General features: G+C 40.9%; 10 protein-coding genes and 2 pseudogenes. 1 reads left to right on the top strand and 11 read right to left on the bottom strand.

Annotated features, from left to right (window positions below):
* Window positions 1-25: 25 nt before the first annotated feature.
* Genes Aba26S_RS13810 through Aba26S_RS13780 form a run of 7 tightly spaced genes read right to left on the bottom strand, consistent with a single transcriptional unit; the run spans window position 26 to window position 13,013 of the window.
* Window positions 26-1,498, bottom strand: coding sequence for a DNA-processing protein DprA (locus tag Aba26S_RS13810; protein ID WP_043972759.1), 1,473 nt, complete (start codon window positions 1,496-1,498; stop codon window positions 26-28).
* Between the two features lie 2 nt (window positions 1,499-1,500).
* Window positions 1,501-3,606 carry a RecQ family ATP-dependent DNA helicase gene (locus Aba26S_RS13805; RefSeq protein WP_043972757.1) on the bottom strand — a complete coding sequence of 702 codons (2,106 nt, stop codon included), beginning with the start codon at window positions 3,604-3,606 and terminating at the stop codon, window positions 1,501-1,503.
* Between the two features lie 54 nt (window positions 3,607-3,660).
* On the bottom strand, window positions 3,661-7,164 hold the full coding sequence (gene pglX / locus Aba26S_RS13800; protein WP_043972755.1) for a BREX-1 system adenine-specific DNA-methyltransferase PglX: 3,504 nt from the start codon (window positions 7,162-7,164) through the stop codon (window positions 3,661-3,663).
* 46 nt (window positions 7,165-7,210) lie between these two features.
* Window positions 7,211-10,891, bottom strand: a complete 3,681-nt coding sequence (gene brxC, locus Aba26S_RS13795; protein ID WP_043972752.1) for a BREX system P-loop protein BrxC — start codon at window positions 10,889-10,891, stop codon at window positions 7,211-7,213.
* A gap of 41 nt (window positions 10,892-10,932) precedes the next feature.
* A complete protein-coding gene (locus Aba26S_RS13790) occupies window positions 10,933-11,508 on the bottom strand; it encodes a DUF1788 domain-containing protein (RefSeq protein WP_004827028.1) in 576 nt (191 codons plus the stop codon).
* Window positions 11,509-11,524: 16 nt separating this feature from the next.
* The gene (locus tag Aba26S_RS13785; RefSeq protein ID WP_043972749.1) at window positions 11,525-12,136 is read right to left on the bottom strand and encodes a DUF1819 family protein; all 612 of its coding nucleotides are present in this window, start codon (window positions 12,134-12,136) and stop codon (window positions 11,525-11,527) included.
* 10 nt (window positions 12,137-12,146) lie between these two features.
* Window positions 12,147-13,013 (bottom strand): WYL domain-containing protein, encoded by an 867-nt coding sequence (locus Aba26S_RS13780; protein WP_043972747.1) that lies wholly within the window; start codon window positions 13,011-13,013, stop codon window positions 12,147-12,149.
* Between the two features lie 208 nt (window positions 13,014-13,221).
* Here Aba26S_RS13780 and Aba26S_RS13775 point away from each other — a divergent pair, with 208 nt between their 5' ends.
* A complete protein-coding gene (locus Aba26S_RS13775; protein ID WP_000506885.1) occupies window positions 13,222-13,551 on the top strand; it encodes a DUF4236 domain-containing protein in 330 nt (109 codons plus the stop codon).
* A gap of 271 nt (window positions 13,552-13,822) precedes the next feature.
* Here the strand turns inward: Aba26S_RS13775 and Aba26S_RS13770 are convergent, their stop codons facing one another.
* The 4 genes and pseudogenes from Aba26S_RS13770 to Aba26S_RS13750 all read right to left on the bottom strand — a co-directional run.
* Window positions 13,823-15,055, bottom strand: a complete 1,233-nt coding sequence (locus Aba26S_RS13770) for an ATP-binding protein (protein ID WP_001255534.1) — start codon at window positions 15,053-15,055, stop codon at window positions 13,823-13,825.
* A gap of 551 nt (window positions 15,056-15,606) precedes the next feature.
* Window positions 15,607-17,263, bottom strand: a pseudogene (locus Aba26S_RS21435) (HNH endonuclease signature motif containing protein).
* A gap of 346 nt (window positions 17,264-17,609) precedes the next feature.
* Window positions 17,610-17,939: a four-helix bundle copper-binding protein gene (locus tag Aba26S_RS13755; RefSeq protein ID WP_004827037.1), complete on the bottom strand. Its 330-nt coding sequence runs from the start codon at window positions 17,937-17,939 to the stop codon at window positions 17,610-17,612.
* Window positions 17,940-18,138: 199 nt separating this feature from the next.
* Window positions 18,139-18,334, bottom strand: a pseudogene (locus Aba26S_RS13750) (IS5/IS1182 family transposase); the annotation flags it as partial.

Raw genomic sequence — 18,334 nt, 5'->3', positions numbered from 1 at the left:
AAAATAAATATTTAAAAATTAAACATCACATGAATGTATAACGTGCCTTACGCCCTTCTTTACGCAGGAAACCATCAGTTTCAAGCTCTTTCAACCATTTTTTAATCTGAGTTTCTTGCAATTCAGGGAATTGATTTTTTATATCATCTAAAATAAAGAAAGAAGTTTTATCTTTTGATAATGAAATTAATGTGTTCACAAATAATTCAAAAATCGCACCATATTTCTGCAGAATCTGAACTAATCGCATTTCCTCTGTATGCTTATCAGCTTGTTTATCCGACTCAGTGATTAACTCAATTTGTAGTGGATTCACATCTAATTCAGTTGAGGTTTCTAAAGTATCTGCTACAGAATTTTCGTTTGCTTCATCATTAGTTTTTAAGTCAAAGTGGACTTCTGACTGTTGATTTGGAGCTATAGCTGACTGCTCAAACATATCTAAATTATTAGCTAACAAATCCGGTTGTTGTAAAGGATTTGATGCTAGTTTGGTTTGTAAAATTACACGAGCTGCTTCAGCTTCCGCTTCAGTAAATATTTTATTTTCTACTATTTTTACTTCACTATTTTGAGCATGTTTGGATAAAAGCTGGCTATATGGAGCTTGGTGATGTCCAAGAGCAATTCCTCCAATCTGGATTAATGCCTGGTTGCCTTCCTCTGCAATATCTCTCACCAATAAAGGAACCCATTTTTTATTAAGGTTTTCTTTAGCTCCAGTCCAAGTTCCGCCTTTATCTTTATCGCTTTTCACTACGATGACAGCTTCTGACATCGTATAAATAAATTTATTGCGAGCCATTGCACTGCCTACACTAAAACCAGCTTCCGGGAAGAATGGGCTAATCAAGACTAGAGTTCCTTGACGTAAATAATTTAAAAAAATACGTCGAGTTTCATTGGTATAGATACCATCAGCTAGAATTCCTATACTTTGCCCACCATGTTCTAAAGCAGCTCGCATAGCAGCCTGATCAACGCCTTTAGCCCCCCCAGAAATGATGGTATAGCCTTCCTCAACAGCCTGTTTCGCTTTGTCAGCTGCGAAAACCTCATCATTTTCAGAAATAGAGCGTGAGCCCACAAACCCAAGGCCTGTTTGGTTTAACAGTTGTTGATTACCTAAGCCAAATAAAACAGGAGGACGCTGCTCACCTAAATGCTTTTTGATCGCTTTAGGATAAAACTCACTTACACGAGAAATCACCCAAATACCTTGTTTAGTCCATTTTTCTAGGGCAAATGACATACTGACACCACGACCAAGTAGCTGTTTGATACGCTCTGCGGTTATTTTCCCTTTGGGGTCATCCCATTCTGTCAATATTTCATCTGTCTGCGATAATAAATGTGCTGGGCTCCATTTATTTTGGTATAACCATTGTGCAAGCTTCGAGTACTCTAAACCACTCAAAGGTTTAAAGTTTTTTACTTCATTTTTATTAAAGTAGCAGCACAACAACATGGTGGCTTGCATGATTTCGTCATATTGCATATTTATTCACCTTGGTCTTGCTGCGCTGTACTCGTTAGAGCAATAGGATAAACGGCTTGAACACCTGCTCGTCGCAATAGAGCGGCTGTTACCGTAAATGTCCACCCAGAATCTACAGCATCATCTAAGAGTAATACGGGGGTTGCAAAACCCTGTGTCGTATCAATCTCAAATGCACCATCTAAATTTTGACTTTGTTTAAAGCTATTTTGCATCGTTTTTTGAGGGGGGCGAACTGATGTCATTACAATAGCATCTTTGCATGGAATCCCTAATTGGGCCGCCAATCGGTATGCAAAATCTTTAACCAATTGAGGATGACGAAGCGATGGGACATAGCTCAACCATTGAGGTTTTTGATCAAATTGCATTGAGTTGATCATTTTGACCATCGGTGCCAAAAGTTCATCACCAAATCGCCCCTGCTTTTTACCTTCAGCGACTACATCTCCCCAAACACCGTCCTTCCAACGAGAGAGTGCTAAGCCATCAGATGCCTGTAAACTCTGATCTCTGAAAGCAAACTGAAATTGAGGAAATGCTTCTCTTGCCACAGAAGAAGACCGTGCAAACTGTTTTCTGGCTTTGATTTTTACATAACGCATTTTTACAAATTCAGCGGCAGCTAATACAAGTTCATGCTTAACATTAGAAGATATTTGCTGCTTAGGCACACAATTCATGCAGTTGTTACAGTTATCGGCTAATGGATCATCTAAAGCTAAAGTGAGTTCTTTCATCAAACAAGATTTAGATTGATGATAATCTGTTAACTGTTTCCATTCTTGCTCTTTGACTTGCGATACACGTGCAATACGATCATAAGGAAGGCTGTAATCTTGCTCGTTTCGACAATATTTATTTTGAGCATCTTTATAAATTGGTGATGGTGATTCAACACTTAAAAATTTTAAAACCGCTTGAATTCGACTAAATTTCAAATTCGTCTTCGGTTCAATATCATATAACTTCAATCCACCACATTTTTCAATCGCATCTAAGATTTGTTCAATCTCTTCTTCTTTTGGAAAAGCATTTTGAATAAAGTAAGACTGAATCTCTTGCGTTTCAGCTCCATTCATCAGTATCCCATAAGCGTGATCTATGCCACGCCCAGCACGCCCAACCTGTTGATAATATTCAACGATACTACCCGGAAGCTGAAAATGAATCACAAAACCTAGATCGGGTTTATCAAATCCCATACCTAATGCAGAAGTCGCCACCAGCACTTTTATGCTATTTGACAATAAAGCTTGTTCTAACCGAATTCGTTCTTGATCATCAGCACCACCATAGTAGCATGCTGCTTTTATACCATGATGATTGAGCCACTCAGCCAAAAGCTCACTATCTCGTACTGTTTTGACATAAACGATGCCTGTTCCTTCAAGCTGAGGAATTTTTTCAGCTAACCAAGCCATACGTTCAACTCGGCTACTTATTGGAATATTCTGTAAATATAGAGAGTTGCGCTTTAAATCACCACGAATAGTTTGTAGATACCGCCCTAACTGCTGATTGATATCGGTAATCACCCGGTGATTGGCTGTTGCTGTTGTGGCAAGTATCGGCATATTGGCAGGCATATGCTGTAATACACGAACAATACGGCGATAATCTGGCCTAAAATCATGTCCCCAATCTGAAATACAGTGTGCCTCATCCACCACAAATAACCCAATATTGGAAATGATATGACTGAGTACATCTTCAATCATTTCATCATTGGCTAATTGCTCTGGAGAAATAATCACTGCATCGACATTTTGATTAATAATCTGCTGTTTTGCAGCATGATTTTGATCTTGAGATTGTGATGAATTAATCGAAACGACTTTAAGACCAAGCTGTCCTGCACGTTCAATCTGGTTACGCATCAAAGCAATTAGAGGTGAAATAATAATGGTCGGTCCTTTACCTTGCATACGCAGTAATTTCGTTGCAATAAAGTAAACCGCACTTTTCCCCCATCCTGTCTTTTGTACGACCAATAATTTCGCTTGATATTCCACCAGTTGTGAAATGGCCTGAAACTGTCCATCGTGGAATGCAGCTGCAGGATTACCCGTCATTTCCCGTAATAATACTAATGCTTGATCTTTCATGTCTAACCGTTGTTATAAAGTCTATGTTTCTAAATTTATTAAAATAGAAGTGGGTTATTCCCCACTACCCCCAGTAATCGCTTTAACTTCAGCCAACAAGTCCCCAAACTTGCCGTAGTTCACTTTCACCCCATCATCTAGATCCAGTGATATACGCTGATCGGCATAATGACGCAGTTTTTCCTCAAAACTACTGAGTTCAGCTTGTTGCTTATGCAAATCTTGCAGTTTTTTCTCGATACGTTTGATTTCAGCCGCCGAGTCACTGTTTTCTTTGGCAGTTTCTAGAGAGTTAGCATAGGCTGCCATTTTGGAAATCAGTGGCATCACGTATTCAGTACGCATACGAGCCAAAGTACTTTCGTTATAGCGGTGCAAGTACACCAACGCCTGGAAAGCGCCTTGCTTACCACTGCTAAATAACCAGTAGATCGGGCGCTTTTTATAGGTCTGCATGTGATCTTTATAGAACTTGCTGGCTAAGTAACGGCGGATCGTATCTTCAGCGGTTTCGTTGGCTTTTTTATCCAAGCTTTCAGCCAGCCACTGCATATTGGCATCCAGTGTCTCTTTCCCCCAAACCGCAGTTAAGAACTCTTGGATACGATGTGTAGCATCATCTTCAAACCAGTGCATTTCGGTGAGTGGAATAATGCCGTCAGCATCCGCTGGGAATGTTTGATAACGACTGGCATCAAAGTCTTGATTGCCTGCATGGGCATAGATCAGACCTGATTCATCCAGGCTATAACGTCCCATCATGCAACCAATTGCATAAGACACTAAACGCTGGCTGTCTTTTTCACGGTCGGCACGAGTCAGAGTGATTTGCTCATCGGGTACATCTGGCGTCAGTTCATCCTGTAAACCATAAGCGTCAATAAATAGTTTATTGTTTTCTTCTTCTAGACGTTTCATTTCAGCCACGGCGTCAGCATTTTGCTGTTTCCATGTATTAAAGGCTTGTTCTAAATTTGGCTGCTGGGTACAAATAATTGGGTTTTGTGTAAAGTCCCATGAGGTTTCGTATGAATCCCAATCATACTTAGGTATTTGAAATAATTCTTTTATTATATCTTCATTAAAATTTTCTGGGATTTTATATGGAATTTTCTTAATAATTTCTGGTGTTACGTTAAGGGTTGGGTTAAGGAATGAAATAATATTTGAAGAGACTTTTGAATTTAAGAACGCTAAAGCAAAATTATAATTTATGCCCTTTCTCTTTATAAATAAACCTAAACCAGCTGAGTCAAATGTAAAACCTGCTGGATAAAGTCTAAAACTTGAAATAGATGATGTGATTTTTGACCATCCAATATGTTCTTGAAAATAAAATTCTTTACCATCATGTCTAAATCCTAAATTATTAGACATCAAAGCAATGCTGGAGTCAGAATATTTCAGAATAGACTCCCAATTTCCCGCCCATTTTCTGAATTCCCCACCTTTATTATGAAGAGTATATTTAAAGTTAACTTTATCATTTTTTAAAATTAATGAATTATCTACTTCATACCATTGCAAAATAAACTTCGCATTGTCACCCGATGAAATACCTGCTTTAATAAAAAAAACGTCATCAAATTTTTCTTCACTTTCAAAAAGTGAACTTATTTTTGGGCTTATCCAATAAGCTATAGGACTCCCTGGAATTTTCTTAAAATCATCTGGTTTTGCATTAAAAAACCAACCACAATCAGGATTTCTAATCGCTTCTAATGTTTTAGGTGCTTGATTTTCAGAGCCCCTGAAATCAGATAAGCGGATATACGAACCGACAAAATCACTTATATGTGATTTGGCCAATGTAAATGTACAAATGGGTACAGTTGCCCCATCAAAACCTGAATATTCAAGCTGAATTAATGATGAAATCGTCGCATTATCAATAAAATGAGTTCTTAGATTTTCATACGAAGAAATAAACATCCATACAAAAGGTGACATAAAGCCAAGCTGTCCACTTTCTTTTGTCAGCTGCAAATCTCGGATCATAAACGCTGAGAAAAGATCTTTTTCAAAACCTTGATAGTTCTTTTTTAAATAGGTTTTAAGATGTGGATTTAAGTACTTGTTGCCCATATACGGCGGATTCGCAATCACAGCATCATATTGTTTAGCCAGTAAATTCGCTTGCTGCACTAAAGGTAATAACTCCTGTGCTGACTGCTGTGCAAAAATATCCCCTGATTCTAAAGCTGTATTCAGCTTGGTTTCTAAATCAGAAAGCTTTTTAGCGAATGCTTGAGGGATTTGAATTAAAGAACCAAAAGTTGAAGCATGTTCAAATAGGTCCAGCAGTTCTTTTAAATCTGCCTGTGCAATACCAGTACTTGCCAAATCCTGACTGAATGCATCCAAACGCTCAGGCTGACTATCCTGTAACGCAATAATATTCAGCTTCGGTGGATTGCTAAATAAACGGCGGTCATCCTCACGCGCTTTCATCAATAGCGCAAAACTGGCGAGCTGTGCGGCACGGGTATCAATATCAATGCCGTACAGGTTATTTTCCAGAATCAAACGTGGAATATCACGGCTGCGGTAACCACGTTCTAAATAAATCGCTTTTAAGCAATCATAGGCTTCCACCAGAATATGCCCCGAACCACAGGCAGGATCGAGTACCGTAATGCTTTCAGGGTTTAAAGTATCGCCATCTTCACTGATCCGTACATCAATCAGCTGTTTTAACTGTGCATTGACTTCATCGGTCTGTTCCGCTGGCTGAATATAATATTCCCATTCACTGGCTAGCGTGCTGTCAGGCTGTGCCATCATCCATAGACGACCAACACTATTCTGCACCAAATACTTCACAATCCAGTTTGGGGTGAAGAGTTGTGTCGCTGCAGGAATATCTTCACTCTTGACGACTTTACCAATCACCTGGTCTTTCTTTTCAGAAATATAGAACTGATACAGCCAGCCAATAATCTGCACATCCGACCAGTCTTCTTCCGGAATGCTGCTGACCAAATCACGGATCAAGGAATCGGTTTTGGTCAGGTTATCCGGTAATAGTAGTTCTGACTCATCAGAGACCTGTTCAAACAGCAACGGCATGACCTGATTCAACGCATGACATTGAGCCAGTAACAGCTCACGGTACAGTTCTTCGTCTTTATTGCCATCCAGCTTGAGTTCAGCCACACGGCTGGTATTTAAACCTGGTAACTCAATATCCAGACATTCTTCCAGAATCTGTGGCAAGCCTGCACTGCCATCGGCACTGCTCAGTACACGGCGACCATGATCGAGTAAGCCTTTGCATTCCATGTAACGAATCGCACAGAGACGGTTAAACCAGCTATAAGCAATATAATCAATCGTCTGCTCAAAACTGCTGGCTTGAATGCGTTTGATCAGCTTGTCACGTGGTTTCATGACGGATAGCGGAAAAACCTGATCGCCAATCAGCAGCAAGTCGCCTTTCTGTTCAGCCGGTAAAATGCTGTCTGCGGTGATGCCATACTTGGCGGCCTGCTTGCGCATCGCTGCGATAAAATCGTTACGTGCTTGCGGTGCGTATTTTTTAATATTACTGGTATTCATGTTAAAACCTTTAATTAATGACTGATGCCGATATCCCTAACCCAAGTTAGCGAATACGCACACGCTTTTTATCACCCACAATTTTTTTCAATTCAGCTTTGAGTGCGTCTACAAACTGATCTACTGACTCTTCTGTTTCCAGATAGACACTACTTGAGCTTTTGCTGTAAATGCTGGCGACATCGACTTCGACAACAGGTTTCGGTGGCACTACGGCTGTCACAGGCTGTACCGGACTCGCAGCAGGTGCTGATGTAGCTGGGCTGGAGGTGGTTGCAGTGTTGGTTACACTCTCTGCTTTGCTCTGAGCCAGTTGTGCCGCTTTGGCCTGACGCTGGATTTCCGCCTGAACTTCGCTCTCCAGCTCATACAAGGCTTCATCAAAACGCTCGACGCTGGTTTGGGTTTGCAGCATATAGATGGTGGACAGGCTAGTTTCCACTTCAATATCCGCTTTGAACAATTGCAGTGGGCGTAATAGCTTGTTACTCAGCTCAGCGCTAGCGATGCCACTGTTTTTGATCTCAGCTTCTAACTGCTTGATCTTGTCATCAATGTGTTCTATTGCCTGATTGCGCTTCTCAGTCAGCAATTGCTCATTGACGCTTTCCACTGTGCGAACCAAATCAGCCACTTTATTTAACAGGCCATAGGGCGATTCAAGGGTGGCAATACGGTGTAATTCGGAGAGGGCTTTTTTTGCCACCTCATCACTACCCAGTGCCTGTTTGTTCTTCTCAAAATGACGTAAGGCCTGTTGCAGTTGTTGCCAGCTCGGCATCTGGTTACTAAAGAATTCATGAATATCACGGTAGTCTTCTTCCAGATCCAGATAGTCGTCCTTGTTCTCAACCACGGCCTTAAAGAAATCGAAGCTGTCGCTATTGGCCAGCAGACGTTCCAAAGTCAGAATCGACTTTTCAATCACTTTCTTACCCGGGAACTGCCCGACATCAGTTTTACTCTTATACGACTTAAAGTTGGCTAACCAGTTTTTAAAATGTTGGGTATAGAATTCAAACAGCTCTTTTTCTGTCGCTGGTCCCATGGCCGAGAATAGGTCTTGGGTCAGTTGGCGTGCCTGTTTCAATACCTGATCATCAGTCTGGCGCTTTTTAATGATCGATACATCACGGCGACGGCGGCTGTTCTGTAAAGGCTCAAAGGCATCTTTTAACTGTAAGCTGCCACCATTTAACTGCAGTGAAATCCGCCCCATTGCCGCCAGCTGACCTACCAGCAATAAAATCTCGGCATCTGGCCAGCCATAAGGGCGTTTGACAAAACGATCTATCACATCTGAGACCAGAATACGTTCGCTACCGGTGGCCCGTAGTGCAATGTACTGCTCCACTTCCTGTAGGGCTTTCGGATTCGTCTGACCGCCATCCAGAGACAATCCGAGCTGCGCCATATCATCCACAGTCAAGACGGCGTTCAGTTCACGCCAGGCATCCTGCTGATAGACTTGCAGATAGCTCAGTTTGGTATAGGTGTTTTCCAGCAAATAACGACAAGTCTCATCCAGCTTGGTGGTTGGACTTGAAGATGAAAGTTGTAGATGTTGACCCAAGGCATAACTTTCCGCGTCCAGCAACATTTCTTCGACCCGGGCACGCAGGCGTTTTTTACGCTCCTGATTCTCACGGCCACGGTCTGCCAGAATACGGGTGATATCGGACTGAGTGCCATCATCATTTAAACGGATGAATTTATTGGTTTTCAGCCAGGTGCGCAGTTCATTAAAGAACTGTTTATCGTCTGCCAGTTTAAACAGCACTTGTCCTTCAGCCTGAGTACTTTTACCAATACAGTAAGCTTCAGTGTAGAGGTTGTATTCCGTATCCAGTGGAGAAATGATTTCAACTTTCAAATCGCTCTCATACTTGCCATCCAGGCTATGGCTATCTAGGAAACGACCAATCTGATAGTCCATCTTGTTGGCTTGATGGCGGTATTTGTTCTGATCGCGCAGTAAATCTTTAAAGATCAGATTGGCTAACTCTTTATTTTCTTCTGAAGCTGCTAAGTCAGTGGCTTTAATTTTGCGGGTAATGTCCCGCTCTTCATTGGTCAGGAACAGGAACTCATCACCATTCCTCGTAATCAGGCTCTCTTTTTCCAGACGCTGCAGGCTCTCTTCAATCCGCTTGCGTAATGCCAGCTTATCTTCATCAATTTTCTCAATCGACAAAGTCACCAGGTTATCTAGCGTACCTTTGATGATATCGACATAGCGGATCATGAACAGGGTACGCAACATCTGCACATCAAAACCATCCAGGGTCTTATTCTGCCCTGCCTGGTCGATGGTACGTTTAACCGCTGTATCTAGGAAGCCTTCGACTGAAGTATAGAAGCGGTGGAAAGGAACCAGGGCACCGACTTCATCTGTGGCAATCGCATTGGCGGCCATCTGGAACGCATCCAGCATGGACCGTTCACCATAGGCCAAGTGTGCACCGGTCGCACCGACTTTACGGATTTCTTCAAATACTTTTTGCACCAGCTGGAAATGGTACGGCGCAAAAGGATAGTTATGAATAAAACTTTCTGGCCCCTCATAGTTCTTGAGGGTTGGACCTGAACGGTCAAAGGTAATCTGATTTTTTAAGATATCGCCCTTTTGCTCAAACACCGATCTGAGCAATGCTTCTGCTTCTGGGGTTTTGCGTAATAAACGTTTCTGGATGACTTCATCGGTATTGGAACTGGACAGTGATAAACGGGTTTTAAAACGTCCAGCAATCTTAGAAAAGTCATTGGCTTTGGAAGAAGACAGCTCGCCTAAAACGGCGTCGATGTCCGCTTGTGAGGTGACAATAATCCAGGCCCGGCCTTTACAAATGGTGCCCAGATTTTCAGTAATGGTCTGCAAGGTCAGCATCAAGCGGGTATCACTACCAATAAACTGTCCCACTTCATCGACCAGGAACAGCATCCGTTGCTGTGGTCCTTTACTGTCCAGGTATTCTTTCACCCACTGACAGAAGTTTTCGACCGAAACGCTAAAGGTCTGCTCAGAATCTTCAAACCATTTATGGGCAGCTTCTGCTGATAAATTAAGTGCCTGAGAAATTGCTGTTTCGACATCATCCTGATAAAACTGAAAGCCATCACGTTCTTCTAGCCAAGACATGCCGCTAGATTCTTCAAAAGCCTGTTTAAAGCGCTCATACACCCCTTTCTGGCTCAGGTGACGTTCCATATGTGCAATATGTGGGTGATCGGCACTAAAATCCTGATACTCGTTAAACACGCGTAAAAACACATTCAGAATCGGATTACCATCATCATTGGAACTGGCTTTACTGTCGATGTTAAATAGGATGACATCGGCATGATGACTAACCGCTTTACCAATATCCGCACGGATAAACGCATCACGGATTTTGCTTTCATCAAAGAATTCTGCAGCACTGCGTTCGTTACCTTCCGCGTCACGTGCCACTTTATTGGCCAGAATATATGACAAGGTTTTCAGGAAGTGTGATTTACCTGAACCAAAGAAGCCTGAAATCCACACACCGACTCGGTTGGCAATCGAAGGATCGCTTAGATCTGTGCCATAAGACTGGAAAAAGTCACGAAAATGCTTTTCCAGCTCATTGGTGACCACGTATTCATCGAGTTCCTGATATACCGTGGTATTGTCATTCTGGTCTGCCTTGACCACCCCGTTTATCGCACGATCTAATGGCTTGTAAAAAAGTTCTTTAATGTTCATCTCAATCCATTCCCCCGAATTCTTATTTCTATTTGCCGTGTTTAAGGCACTAATCTGAATGCTCTGTAGTAATTGTTGCTTGGAATTTTTCCAAATAAACTCATCGCTTGACCGTCGTAATAACCTGGGTAAAACAGCACCACTGGCTTATGCCCCAGTAACGAATGCAAACTGTTTAATAAGTGATGGGCACGTAACAGTGGCCAAACCGACCCTACCCCAGTCATCAACACAATATCTTGCGCATTGGTGGCATATTTACTCACCAGATAGGGCGCGAACTTATCCATATGCAGTGGGCCTTTCAGCGCTTTGAGCAGCGCATCATCGCCTTTGGCTTTTTGCATTTGAATGGCTTTATCGATGAAGTTACGCTCAGCCAGATAATCCACCACGGCTTGCAGCAGGTTGATATTCACCACCTTCAGCTGACTGTGTTTTTTCTCCAGCATCCCGTCTAGAAAATGCAGATATTCGCGCACTTTCAACTCATCTTCAGGTGCATAATCAAAAATCCAGAAGCCAATTTCATTACCAAGTCCTTGCCCGGTGAGAAACTCGGTTGAAAGTATTCGCTCTGGAATCTGATTTAGACGCTCATGTATTTTTTGACTCATTGCTGCCCCTCTACAACTACCGCGTCCATAGCGACACTTCCATAGATCTTTTAATGCGTTGTTTATAATGTTCTTCCAACAGGCTACGCAGCTCTGCTCTGACGATCACACGCTGCAACTCAAGCTTACGGGTACTTTTTAAGTAACCGGCTTCTGCCAGCATGCGAAACACCACCTGCCCCATTTTTTTCTTGCTGGACTCTTTCCAATCACAGATATCCGGATCACGGTGTGAGCGTTCATCCAAAAAATCTGACCAGATATAACTGTCCAAGTGTTGCGCCTGAGAGATATAGGCATCCCTCATCACCGTTTCCATAAACTCAAGCAGCAACAGGTTGCGTTCCAGTGCGCCACAAAAAGCCACCTGGGTCGCCAGCTCATCGTCCCCATCCCGCAAAGCTTTCCAGAAATCAGGCTCTAAGCGCTCAAGACGCTTACGAATGGCAGTGGCGTTACGTTGGGCTGAAGCAGGCGTTCTTTTTTGCAGAATATTGTCAATCTGAATTGCCTGATGCCATTGTTCTGGAATCGCTTCTCGTAATAACAGATCCGCGATCAGCCGGCTTTCACGCACCATCAGGGAGCCACCAATCAGGTCACTGTCATAATGAAATTGTTCTAACATGGCCAATCTCCTATGAGGCCTGATCAAACAGGTAAGACGACAGCTTTTCGATATCTGAGCGTTGTAGTACCAAGGGATATTTCAAGGCATCTTCCGCCTCAGCCAGCGTGATCGCGGCCTGATATCGCTGCAAGGTATAGTGAGCCAGGGCTTTTTTCACCGGAATCTGTAATCTGCCATCAGGCATGCCGAAGTCTTTTTCGACCAGCGCTTTTTGAGCTTCATTCAATTTTGGATTAGGGATCAGCGTCAGTACAATTTCTTCATGCCATTGCTGATCCTGAGCAGGGTCTACTGACTCAATCGCCACCACAACAGGTGTGCGATCAATTCTGGAGAGTAAAAAGTCCTTAAACTGCTTGCTCTGATGGCAATAGGCACGGACATGCCAGCGAAAACCGGTATACACCAGGGTATGTGGGGAAATCATGCGTTCATGCCACTGCGGATTCTGCATGGAGGCATAAATCATTTTTAAAGTACTTTGGTTGCGGCAGGCACGCAAAACTTCCCGAATCACTTCAGGACGCACACTGCGATCGGGTAACTGGACCGCTGAGAGATTCGGTTCTGGCATCGCAATCAGGGCATGCGATTCACTAACCAAACCTGACAACATATTGAGATATTCATTGATATGCGCTGTAGTCAGTACAGGCTGGAAACTGGCTTTAGGCACATAACCCTTGACTGAGGGGTCATGAATCAAGGCATCGGGGTTATACAGCGTATTGTAACGCTTGATATCCGCAGAAGCCTGCTGTCGACTGAGCCCAAACCAGCTCATCAAACGATTGGTAACCAAACGACCTTCCCAGTATGCAAGGAGCTCGATCGCCCGCATTCGTAGCAGGACTTCATGCTTATCTGTCGTCATATACCAATCAGTCAATAAATAGCAGCTTTAAGATTACCCTACAGCAAATATACAGTAAACATTTTTGACGGTATTTAAAGGTAGTATTGCAATCATCAGATAAAAAATATACTAGTATCCTGATGATAGCCGTCAAAGTACGATCTCTAGCAGATCATGGATCCTGGTATAGCGCGTGAATTGAGCTAAGTTTTAGAATGAGAGAAATATGGGTTTTAGATTTCGTAAAAGTATTAAATTATTCCCGGGTTTTAAAATTAATCTGACCCATAAAGGCATCAGCAGTGCCAGCATTGGCAAACCTGGTGCTTCTCTAAATATTGGGAAAAAAGGTACGCGAACCAGTGTCGGCATTCCAGGTACGGGACTATCTTACTCTAAACACCAACCTTACTCTAAAAAGACCCGTGTTCCACAACCGACATCGCTAGAACACACGGAATATAATCCTCAGAATTTAGAACAACCGAAGACAAAGATCTGGCCTTGGATTATTTTTGGAATATTGTGTTTTATGGTGGGTGCCGTCATTTTTTAGCAAGAACAGCACTGTATTTTGATCAAAAAAAATGCCCAGATGGATGAATGGGCAAACTAAGGAATTAATATCCTTCAGAAACTCCAGCGCAATTCTCGCTACTTTCAGTAAGCGACTCTGGCTCAATCATGATAGTCTGACTCAATCGAATCGAGGTAAATCGATCCATCACAATTGGAGCAGAAATTATGCTTGAATACATTCTTGAATGATGCTGAAAAGTCTTTGAGTTTTAATTAATAAATAAGAGTATCCATGTCTACCCTCAACTTTACTTATTTTCAGATAGCAACCAATCGAGAGCACTCATTTTTACAATACCATTATAATTCGCTTCAGTCCCTATCGTGTCTAAGGTAAGCAAATACTTGGGATACGAATCAGAAATTTTCTGTAATGGACGTAACTCTCGGCTGAGTGTCTCCTCATTGAGCGTTTCTAATGCCACCTGATAATAAGTTAAATTCTGTAAAGTATCGACAGCAACAAAATCAATTTCATATTCATCAACCCGCCCTACATAGACCGTATAACCTCGTCTGACAAGCTCAAGATAAATCACATTTTCTAGGATATGACCTTGATCAGCATTAGCATCAGGCAACATAATCCGGCGCAATCCGACATCAACTAAATAGTATTTTTCAGAGGATTGTAATAACTCACGCCCGCGTACTTTAAACTGTGCGGCACTATAAAATAGCAAACTGTCCTGTAAGCCCTGAATATAGCGTTTTACTGTTTCAAATGAAATCTTAACCCCACTTGAAACAAAGGTATTTTTAATTTTATTGATGGAAATAGGTGAGCCTGTCACGCTTGCCAAATATCTTGCGACACGCTCGAGAGAGTTAATATCGGCAGTATTCAAACGGGGAATAACATCTTTAAACATTACACTGGCATAGACCGCTTGCAAGTAATCATAGGTTTCCTGCTGGCTAGTCATGGCAAGCGTATAAGGGAAACTACTGCGCGTATACATGGCATACAAATCACGATTGGATAATTGTTGGATGATCGGATTATTTTCAATATGCCACTGTTTAAATTCTTGGAATGAAAGGGGTAAAACATGTTGCTCTATATAGCGTCCTGTAAGTAAAGTCGCAAGTTCTCCACTTAGAAAGAATGCATTTGAGCCTGTAATATATAAATCGATATAATCCCGAACATATAAAGAGTCGACTACTTTCTCAAAATTTGTAACATGTTGTATTTCATCTAAAAAAACATAGTTTTTTTTACTTTTATCAACTTTGGACAATACATAATCATGTAGTTTACGGTAATCGGTGAGTTCTTCAAATTCCATAAATTCGAAGTTGATGGCAATGATGTTTTCGGCTTGTACACCCTGTGCTTTTAGGTCTTGTTGAAACATCGCCAATAAGGTGGATTTTCCAGAGCGACGCACACCTGAAAGTACTTTAATGACATCACGGTCTTGCCATGTATTCAGAAATTTTAAGTAGCCATCACGTCGAATATTAGCGCTTCTCATTATTTACACTTAGAATCTAAAGTTTTAATAAATTCTATCAAATTTTAGAATGTATATGTAAATATATTTAGTTTTAAGAAAAGTTTAAAGGTTAAGTGAAACATTCAAAGCTGCTGTAGAAGCATGTAAACATGCAGATCTGATCAAAATCCAAATTCTGTCTTTTTGATTATTTTCCATGTCATGTTATTTCATTGATGCTACGAGTTAACTGCTATATAAATTAAGTGAAAAGTAAATGGAACTAAGATGTTAACTAGAGTGGAACTCATTTTTGTTGTGCTGATGGTCTCAGCCTTAATCCTAATTGCTTATGAAATGCTAAAAGGTTTATTTTAGAGCATCTATACAATTTTTGATCAAAAAAAAGCCCACAGAGGGAATCTATGGGCGAAACTAAGGACCTTGACGGTCATTCAGAAACTACAGCTAGTTTCTGGTTGTGATTCTGGACTGAATTAAAAATAACCACATTGGCTGAATGTATCAAAAGTTAAATCATGTGATTAATCATTGATACATCTGCAAAAATGAGCTCATCGCTCTGTTGATTAATACAGTAATTCACCAAACAAATCCGCTCTAATCTCTTCCAGACTCAGATCTGATTTCATTCTATTACAGATGGGATGAACCAGCAGACCATTCTCTAGAACACCTTGCCCACCTACGGCTTTGGCAATCCGATGATCCGATTCAGTAGAATCAAGATAGATCAATCCATCACAAATGAGGCAAAAGTTATGATTACCCACCAGAAAATTGTGCTTAAGCAGACTCTTGGTTAATGCCGAAAAAGCCTTGGGCTTTGACCGAGAAATTGGACTAATCGACTCCACATATCCCACCACATGCTTGACGACTGCATCATCATAACCACCCAAAAATCTTTCGACATAAAACTCGTTAAAGTTTATGTACTTGAAGGCCTTAGACATGGACAGAATAAAGGTATTCAGGCATTCCTCATCATCAAAATCAACATCCATTTCCAAGCTTAAGCAAATAAAGGCTTTATAGACAATTTGTAGCCGATCATAGCCCTTGATACCACTGCCGAACTTGCCGACCGTTTCGGTGGTCGCCACGGGGAAATTGGCGATCAAGAACTCAATACTACGGCGTACCCGGGTGAAGTCCTTGAAACTAATCTTTCGATGATGAATCTGCATGCGGCTTTCATGAATTTCATACACAATTGAAAACCATGCAAGAAAAGAAGTAATCTGAAAACTCTGATCCTTATAAAAATATAAGTATGGATGTAAGCCCAAACTCGGAACCCCAGCATTTTTTACAGGCGTCGCTATTCTGCAAAGAATGGTCAACAGATGCGACATTAGGTTTTCAACGCGCTCCCCCTGATTCAGACTCATAATATTATGAATCTGATCACCCGCAATGATATTCATCAGCTCATTGACCAGGCCAATTTTTTTGCCATGACTCATTTCATTGTCTAATAAAATGGTCGAAAAAAGTAACTGGTGGATCCTCTCCCCTAACTCAATCAACTCATTTAAACGTGTATATTGGAGCTCTTCTAGGTTAGATTTATTGTCATTGATATAACAACAGGCATAGATCGCATAATACGCGTCACTACCGCGATTTCTTAGGTGATATTCCTCATATTTATCTAAACGTTTAGTATCTGAGTTAATAGATTGAAATACCCGTCGCGCATCTTCCGGAGTCCCCAGTACCTGCCGGAAACTGATTTTAATATCGCCTAATTTCGATTTTTTTTTCTGCAAATTCGGCATCAGTACAAATTTTTTGAAAATCAGCAAGATCTCCTAAATAATTGCGGAGGTAACGAATATCTTGTTTTTGTTGATCATTGAAATTAGGTGCTTGAGTGACTTGCTCATCCGCAAAATATCTATTGATCCACGCATAGATACAGGAAAGACGATGTGCTCCATCAATAATGTAAATATTGCTGTGTATATCTTTCCAATACAAAATGCATAAATTGATGTTTTGATCTTCTGTGCAATCCTCAATAAAGTTTGCAATTTCTTGCACGCTCCAACATTCCGTAGAACGCTGGTTATCCGCCTTAAATAAACATTTGATGATTGGATGCTTTTCAAAATCAGTCAGTGTCACTTCAAAATTGTCACGCTGCATTGAAGGTGACATTTCTTCTGGCAACATGACTTTACGCTGAATAATATTGGTCAATAGTCGTGTAGAACCCATTTCTTATTCTCTCCAGGCAACACTTTCCTACTTTCGCTCAAGTACGAAATTTGAAAATGTATATAGTTCGATTTGGTTAAAGCTGTGAATTAAATGACCGTCAATATCCAGTCAGCGCTAACAAAAGAGACCTAAGAGAAATGGGGGGATTAGAGAACGTAATAAATCATAAAAAAGCCCCGATTGGAGAAAAGGGGCTTTAAAGATTGTATTATACCATTGAAAAATAAAGAAAAAAATATAAGAATTTCGTATAAGGTGTATTATGTTAATTTTAGGAAAGGCTCTAGACTAGTAGAATGATTATGTTAGTCTAGAGCCATATAATTAACATTATTGAAGTATTTTACATGGCAATTTTTCGACATTCTTCTGCACACTGACGGCAAGCCTCAGCACATTTTTTACAATAATCATGTGAATGTTTTTCACACTCTTCCGCACAATATTCACAGATCTTAGCACAAAGCTCACAAATCTCTTTGAGGAAAGGTGAGTTATGTTGTTGCATACGCACACATAACTGACAAATATCTGCACATTCTAGACAACGTTGAATACATTCACGCATCATCTCTAAATCTTTTTCTTTTAAACAAGAAGTTGCACATTCAGTACAAATAAGTGAACAGTTTGTACATGCAGAAATACACTTTGAAAATTCCGTATTAATCATTTTTTACTCTCAACTTATATAATCAAAGAAATAATTAAAACATAATTTTTTTCTACTAATTATTTTAAATTATTAGTAAATGTAATACATAATGTTAATTTATATGAATAATGTTAATTTTAACTAAATCTTATTTATATTCCAAATGGCTTTGTTGCACAAAGATTTGAAAGGCAAAGCGCCCCTAATTGAGCCAAATTTAAGGCGTAACTTGGGTAAGTGGTCGACCTAATTCCGTAAATCTGTTGAGGACTGCTACACGTGCATGAACCTCATTGACTTGGCTATCAAAGCTCCTTGCACTGAGTTTATCTCTTAATAATTTGATGCAGTGCATTTTAGTCTCAACCAAACTTCGGCGATGATAGCCTGACCATTTTTTCCATAGTGTCCTA

This window comes from Acinetobacter sp. NBRC 110496 (genome assembly GCF_000876115.1).
Lineage (GTDB): Bacteria > Pseudomonadota > Gammaproteobacteria > Pseudomonadales > Moraxellaceae > Acinetobacter.
This window is presented reverse-complemented; position numbering and strand designations above follow the sequence as displayed.